Origin of the sequence: Nocardia sp. NPDC004568, assembly GCF_040609955.1 — a bacterium.
GTDB lineage: Bacteria > Actinomycetota > Actinomycetes > Mycobacteriales > Mycobacteriaceae > Nocardia.
On sequence record NZ_JBEXLL010000021.1, the window covers coordinates 74,561 to 80,752 of the forward strand.

Below are 6,192 nucleotides of genomic sequence, written 5' to 3' on the forward strand. Positions count from 1 at the left end.
TCGTGCAGCCCGTACAGTGCGCCAACTGCGGTAACCGAGTGCTGGTGGAGAAGTTCAGCCCCAGCCACACCAGTGTGCAATGGCTCGACGACGCCGAATCCGCCTGCCCGGAATTCGCCCGCCGGGCGGCCCTGGGGGAGCACAGCAAATGGATTCCCACCTGCCCGGCACTACGCGATTCCATCGAGCGGGCCGTCGCCGACGGTGATCTGCCCACCGACGAACGCCGCCGGGAGCCTGTACCGGGGCGCCTCGGCTGACCCGGTGGCGGAACGACCGCTCACCGGGAACGCCGGGTGAGCGGTCGCCGCACAGCTGGCAGCGTGGAAACAAGTACGCCGAGATGGAGGGTTGACGATGACGACGGTTTCCAGCACCGAGCACGAGCTGCGGGAGATACGGACCGACGCCGGGACACTGCGGTGTTACGAGGCAGGCTCCGGTACGCCGCTGCTGCTCCTGCACGGTTCCGGGCCCGGGGTCACCGGCTGGCGGAACTTCCGCGGCAATCTCGATTTCTTCGCCGAACGGTTCCGCACCCTCATCCTGGAGTTCCCCGGGTTCGGCGTCAGTGACGATTTCGGCGGGCATCCGATGATCACCGCCCTGGACGCGGTGGTCCGCTTCGTCGACGCGCTCGGCCTCGACCGGGTCGATATCGTCGGCAACTCGATGGGCGGCGGGGTCGCGCTGAACTACGCGATCGCCCATCCCGACCGGGTCGGCAAGATCGTGACCATCGGCGGTATCGGCAAGAACATCTTCAGCCCGGGCCCGGGGGAGGGCATCCGGCTGCTCCAGGACTTCACCGAGAACCCCACCCGGGAACGGTTGATCGCCTGGCTGCACTCGATGGTGTACGATCCGGCCCTGGTCACGGAGGAGATGATCGAGGAACGCTGGGCCCAGGCCACCGATCCGGCCACCCTCGACAGCGCCCGCCGCATGTACAGCCGGGCCGCGTTCACCGCGATGGTGCGTGCCATGGACGCCGCGGACGCCCCGCCGCCGTGGGCGATGCTGCACAAGGTGAAGGCGCCGACCCTGGTGACCTGGGGACGTGACGACCGGGTGAGCCCCCTGGACATGGCACTGCTGCCGATGCGCACCATCCCGCGCGCCGAACTCCATGTGTTCCCGGATTGCGGCCACTGGGCGATGATCGAGCAGAAGGCGGCCTTCGAATCCACGGTCATGGCTTTCCTGACCCGGAAGGCCTGAGATACCGGGAGTCCTGCTCCTCAGCGCGCGTCTGAGACCTCCGGGGTGTTCTCTCGCCTAAAGCCAACACCTTACGAACCCGCCCGCCGGGGCCCTTTGGTGCCATGCCAGCCGTCATGAACGTCCTGGCAGTCGACAAAGGATGAGAAAGTCCGTGGCCGGATCGGTGGTCGTAGGCGATCAGGGGCGGGTGACCGGTGTCCCCGGTCGGCGGCTACTGCCACCAACCTACGGCGCTGACCAACGACTCAGCACGCTAGTGCGCCGGGTTACCCAGGGTCAGATCGGGTTCCCGATTACTCATCCAGATATCCAACGCCCGCCACAAGTAGCCGAATGCGGGATTGGTACAGAGGTTCGCATCGAAAATTCGATAGTCCGATTCCAGCTTCTCCGCCGCCACGCCGTACGCTGCAGCGGTCCTTTTACCGGCTTCTGGCCCATACACCAAATCGTATTCTTCATACCAGTCGTCGTTCAGCCCCTCGTCCACCGGAAACTGATCGTAGTCCCCACGTTCCGGTCGGTCCTCACCGTCCACCTTGAGATGCAGGGTACGGACGAAGCGGCCCTCGTGTTCGGCGAGGACGACGAGTTCGGCACCGTATTCATCGCCATTGTTCTCCACGAGGATCCGGGAAATAAGATGCCCCGTGGCTTCGATGATGAATTCCGGCAGCTCGTACAACTCTCCCGAATCCGAGTACAACATCAACCGCAAGCTCCCTCCTGGCAGGGTTTCGAGCCACAGGTGGGCGTTCACACCGCTGCGGCGAAGGGCGGCCAGCACCGGTTGCGGATCGGCCCCGTCACGAAGATCCAGCACCAACTGATCTATGAAAGTCGACATATTCATCTCCTGGCATGGGCCCGAAACAATTTCCGGCGATCGACCCTATCCTGCCTCGGAGGGGCGTCGACGACCGAACAGCTCAGCGAAATCGGCGACCGGCCGGGGCGCATGGCGCTGGCGCGGACGAACGCATCGGAACGTGCGGGCGCCGCGTTCCTGGCCGGCGCGTCGACGGCTGATTCGCCCCGCCCGGAGATTCGGTCGATTCGTGTTGCACGTGAGCTCATCGAATGCCACTATGTCGCTCCCGGGCGGAAACCTGATTACGGCAGCCGGACTCCCGTGGGTGATCACCGGGTACAACCGAAGAGGCGCCCGCCTCGGACGGATACGGGAGGGATCCATGCAAGACACCACCAATACTCGCGGCATTCGACCATTACGGGGATGGACGCTGACCGCGACGACAGCGGTCTTCATCGCGGTTCTGGGGCCTTTGGCCATGGCCGCGGCCGCTTTCACCTTCGGCTCGACCCAGAAATCGACCGAAGGGCAGGTCGGCCAGGCGCTGCTCGGGTCGGGTGCACTGTTCATGATCCTGGCCTGGCCTGTGGTCGGCGCACTGGTCGTAGGGTGGCTGGTACGTGCGCGCGCCAACGCTGGTCTCCTGGCCCCGACCGGCCACCGCTTACCGTCGTGGTGGGCGATCGTGGGTTGGCTGATACCCATCGTGAACTTCGTGGTTCCGGTGATCGTGGTCGGCGATGTGGTCCGGGCAAGCAACCCGACCGGGCAGAACCTGCGTGCGGTCTCCGTCTGGTGGATCAGCTGGCTTGTGGCGCCGACCCTGATGGCTTACGGATTCTTCCAGTCCAGCGCCCTCGGGTTCCCCGAGGGCGCGGTGGCTCTCGGTCGAAGTCTGCTGGGTGCCACGGCGCTGTACACCGTGTCGGCGCTCTCCTTCCGGTCTCTCGCGCTTACCCTGGCCCGCTGGCAAGACGAACACCTGGGGTCCACTCAGGAGTAGGTACGCCGGCCGTCCCGAGTTACTTGAACCTGCTACCGCTGGGTGCTGCCGGCGTCGACCGGCAGTGTCACCGCGGTGATGTAGCGGGCCTCCTCAGAGGCCAGGAACAGCGACGCGTTCGCGATGTCGACCGGCTCCACCCAGGGGATGGGCAGCATGTTCATGGTCAGTGCGGCCTCCGCGAATTCTTCGCGGGTGGGGTTCTCCCGGTCGGGGCGGAACGACCGGCGGACCATATCGTTCTGGATCATCGGGGTGTCCACATTGGTCGGGTGCACCGAGTTCACCCGGATCCCCTGTGGCGCCAGCTCCTGGGCCAGCGACCGCATCAGTCCGACCACGCCGTGTTTGGCCGCCGTGTAGTGGGCCACCCCGACGAGCCCGACCAGTCCGGCGATCGAACTGGTCAGGATCATCGACCCGCCGCCGCGGGCGATGAGATGCGGGGCGGTGGCCTTGCAGGTCTGCCACACACCGGTCAGGTTGACGTCCAGCATCGTCCGCCACTGTTCCTCGGTCAGTTGCAGACCGGGTGCGCTGGAGGTGATCCCGGCCGTCGCGCACACCACGTCCAGGCCGCCGAGTTCGTCCACCGCCCGGTCGGCGGCCGCCCGCAGCGCCGCGCCGTCCCGGACATCGACAGTAGCGGCCACGACCCGAGCCCCGGTCTTCTCGACAGCTCGCACGGTCTGCTCGAGGTCTTCCGGTGTGGCCGGTGGGATGATCACCGTCTCCACCGGACCGCAGAGATCCAGCGCGACGATATCGGCGCCCTCCTCGGCCAGCCGTACCGCCTGGGCCCGTCCGATACCCCGTGCCGCGCCGGTGACCAGCGCTACCTTGCCCGAAACCCGTCCCATCTCACACCTTCTGAGTAAGTCCGGCGTCCACGACGAGCTGGGTGCCGGTGATGTACCGGGACTCGTCGGACGCGAGGAACAACACCGCATTGCTGATATCCACCGGCTCCACCCACGGCACCGGCAGGATCGTCCGTTCCGCGAGCACCCGCGCAGCGTCGTCTCGGGTCGGATTCGGCCGTCCCGGTAGCAATTTCGCGTACACGTCGTCGTTCAGGATCATCGGCGTCGCCACCGATCCCGGGTGCACGGTGTTCACCCGGATGCCCTGCGGGCCGAGCTCGTTGGCCAGCGTCCGCGCCAGGCCCACCACGGCGTGTTTGCTCGCCGAATAGTGGGCGGCCGAAGCACCACCCTTGATGCCGTTCGTCGACCCGACGATGATGATCGACGCGCCCGCGTCCAGATGGGCGGCCCCCGCCCGGACGGTGTGCCAGACGCCGGTGAGATTGATATCGAGGGCACGCTGCCAGGCGTCGTCGGACAGTTCCCAGGCCGGCGCCAGATCGGCGTACACCCCGGCATTGGCGACGACCACATCCAGCCGGCCGAGCTGCGTCACCCCGGTGTTCACGGCTTCCTCGACCGCCAGCGGGTCGCGGACATCGGCGAAACCGGTCACGCACCGGCGGCCGAGGTCCTCCACCTCCTGGGCCACCGCGACCAGTTCGGCCGCGCTCTGCGCGAGATCGAGCGCGACGATATCGGCGCCCTCCTCGGCCAGCCGGCGGCAATGGGCGCGGCCCATTCCGCCCGCTGCCCCCGTCACCACCGCTACCCGGTTCTGTAGGCGCTTCATCGGGCGCCTCCGGCACATACCGCATCCATGCGGGCGACGCTAGGTGCGCTGGATGCTCAGCGACGGCGTTTCTCCCGGTCACCGGGCCGGGACCGAGACGGCTCCCACTGGGCGGGAACGGGGGCCCGGGGTGTGTCCGACCTCCACTATCGGGTGCGGGTCGCTGGGCCGCTCATCGGATCGGGCCGGAATTGTACCCATCGGTGCCCACTCCGCACTGTTCCGCGGCGGGGCGTCGGGTAGGAATCTCCGGCCCGGGGTCCGGGAAGAGTGTCAGGGGACGACGACCGCCCGGCCGCGCAGGGTTCCGGCGGCGAGCCGGCGGTATGCCTCGGGAGCCTCGTCGAGGCTGAACCGCTCGGTCGCGATCTCGAGCACTCCGGCGTGCGCGAGATCGACCAGTTCGATCAGTTCGGCCCGAGCGCCCCAGTACGGCGAGGTCACGGCCGTTTCGTACGGACTGACCCCGAAACCCACACGCGCGGCGGATTTTCCGTCGCCGATACCCACGATGGTCACATCGGAATCCACTCCGGCCACCGCCATGGCGGTATCGATGGTCGGCTGGAAGCCCACGAAATCCAGGACCAGGCTCGCACCGGACGGGCCGGTGATCTTGCGGACATTGTCGGCGGCCCGGTCATCGGAGAGCACGGCCTCGTGCGCGCCCACCGACCTGGCGAATTCGAGTTTCTCGTCGTTCACGTCGAGGGCGATGATGCGCGTGGAGGACAGATACCGCAGCAGCTGGATGGCCACATGGCCGAGACCGCCACTGCCGATCACCACCGTCCACGAGCCGGGGCGGATCTTGTCCAGCGACCGTTTGATCGCGTGATAGGGGGTCAGGCCGGCATCGGTGAGCGGTACGGTCGCCACCGGGTCGAGATCGCCGATCGGTACCAGATGGCGGGGCGAATCGACGATCAGGTACTCGGCGATGGCACCCGGCGAGCCGAGCCCCGGCGGCATGATGCCCAGTTCGGCGGCCCGGGAACAGTAGTTCTCCAGGCCCTGTGCGCAGAACCAGCAGTTCCCGCAGCCCCAGGGGCCGTAGACGACGACATTCGTGCCGATATCGATACCGCGAACGCCTTCGCCCAGCGCGGTGACCTGCCCAGCGCCTTCGTGCCCCAGGGTCAGGGGAAGTTCGATACCGAACTGTTCCGGCGGGTTGTTCATGACGAAATCGTCGGAATGGCAGACCCCCGCGGCGGTCACCCGAAGCAGTACCTCGCCGGGGCCCGGTTCGGGAGTGGGGATCTCGCGGACCTCCGGTTCTGCCCCGACGGTCACGTATTGCAGTGCCTTCATGCGCCTGTCCTCTCCGAGCCGAGCGACTGGGTGCGTACTGGTGGAACGGCAGCGAACGTGCGGATACAGCAACTGCGACCAGGCTAGACGAGTAAGTCCGAAGTCCCGTCGATGCCCGGACATGGGCGGAGGGCGTCTATGACCAGTGTGTGACCAATGATCTCGACGCCCTCCTGAC

The 6,192-nt window shown here is 66.9% G+C and carries 7 protein-coding genes; 3 read left to right on the forward strand and 4 right to left on the reverse strand.

Going from position 1 to position 6,192, the window contains the following annotated elements; translation table 11 throughout:
- The first annotated feature begins 2 nt into the window (after nucleotides 1-2).
- Both ABZV91_RS12835 and ABZV91_RS12840 read left to right on the forward strand, forming a co-directional pair.
- Nucleotides 3-260, forward strand: a complete 258-nt coding sequence (locus ABZV91_RS12835) for a hypothetical protein (protein WP_030525305.1) — start codon at nucleotides 3-5, stop codon at nucleotides 258-260.
- A 97-nt stretch (nucleotides 261-357) separates the two neighbouring features.
- Nucleotides 358-1,221, forward strand: coding sequence for an alpha/beta fold hydrolase (locus ABZV91_RS12840; protein WP_355239744.1), 864 nt, complete (start codon nucleotides 358-360; stop codon nucleotides 1,219-1,221).
- A 256-nt stretch (nucleotides 1,222-1,477) separates the two neighbouring features.
- Here the strand turns inward: ABZV91_RS12840 and ABZV91_RS12845 are convergent, their stop codons facing one another.
- Nucleotides 1,478-2,071, reverse strand: a complete 594-nt coding sequence (locus ABZV91_RS12845; protein ID WP_355239747.1) for a hypothetical protein — start codon at nucleotides 2,069-2,071, stop codon at nucleotides 1,478-1,480.
- Between the two features lie 346 nt (nucleotides 2,072-2,417).
- Here ABZV91_RS12845 and ABZV91_RS12850 point away from each other — a divergent pair, with 346 nt between their 5' ends.
- Nucleotides 2,418-3,041 carry a DUF4328 domain-containing protein gene (locus ABZV91_RS12850; protein WP_355239750.1) on the forward strand — a complete coding sequence of 208 codons (624 nt, stop codon included), beginning with the start codon at nucleotides 2,418-2,420 and terminating at the stop codon, nucleotides 3,039-3,041.
- A gap of 32 nt (nucleotides 3,042-3,073) precedes the next feature.
- On the opposite strand, the gene ABZV91_RS12855 is transcribed toward ABZV91_RS12850, so the two are convergent.
- From ABZV91_RS12855 to ABZV91_RS12865, 3 genes are all read right to left on the reverse strand, one after another.
- Nucleotides 3,074-3,901: a mycofactocin-coupled SDR family oxidoreductase gene (locus ABZV91_RS12855; RefSeq protein ID WP_355239753.1), complete on the reverse strand. Its 828-nt coding sequence runs from the start codon at nucleotides 3,899-3,901 to the stop codon at nucleotides 3,074-3,076.
- A gap of 1 nt (nucleotide 3,902) precedes the next feature.
- Nucleotides 3,903-4,700: a mycofactocin-coupled SDR family oxidoreductase gene (locus ABZV91_RS12860; protein WP_355239756.1), complete on the reverse strand. Its 798-nt coding sequence runs from the start codon at nucleotides 4,698-4,700 to the stop codon at nucleotides 3,903-3,905.
- Nucleotides 4,701-4,973: 273 nt separating this feature from the next.
- Nucleotides 4,974-6,014: an NAD(P)-dependent alcohol dehydrogenase gene (locus ABZV91_RS12865; protein ID WP_355239759.1), complete on the reverse strand. Its 1,041-nt coding sequence runs from the start codon at nucleotides 6,012-6,014 to the stop codon at nucleotides 4,974-4,976.
- Nucleotides 6,015-6,192 lie beyond the last annotated feature (178 nt).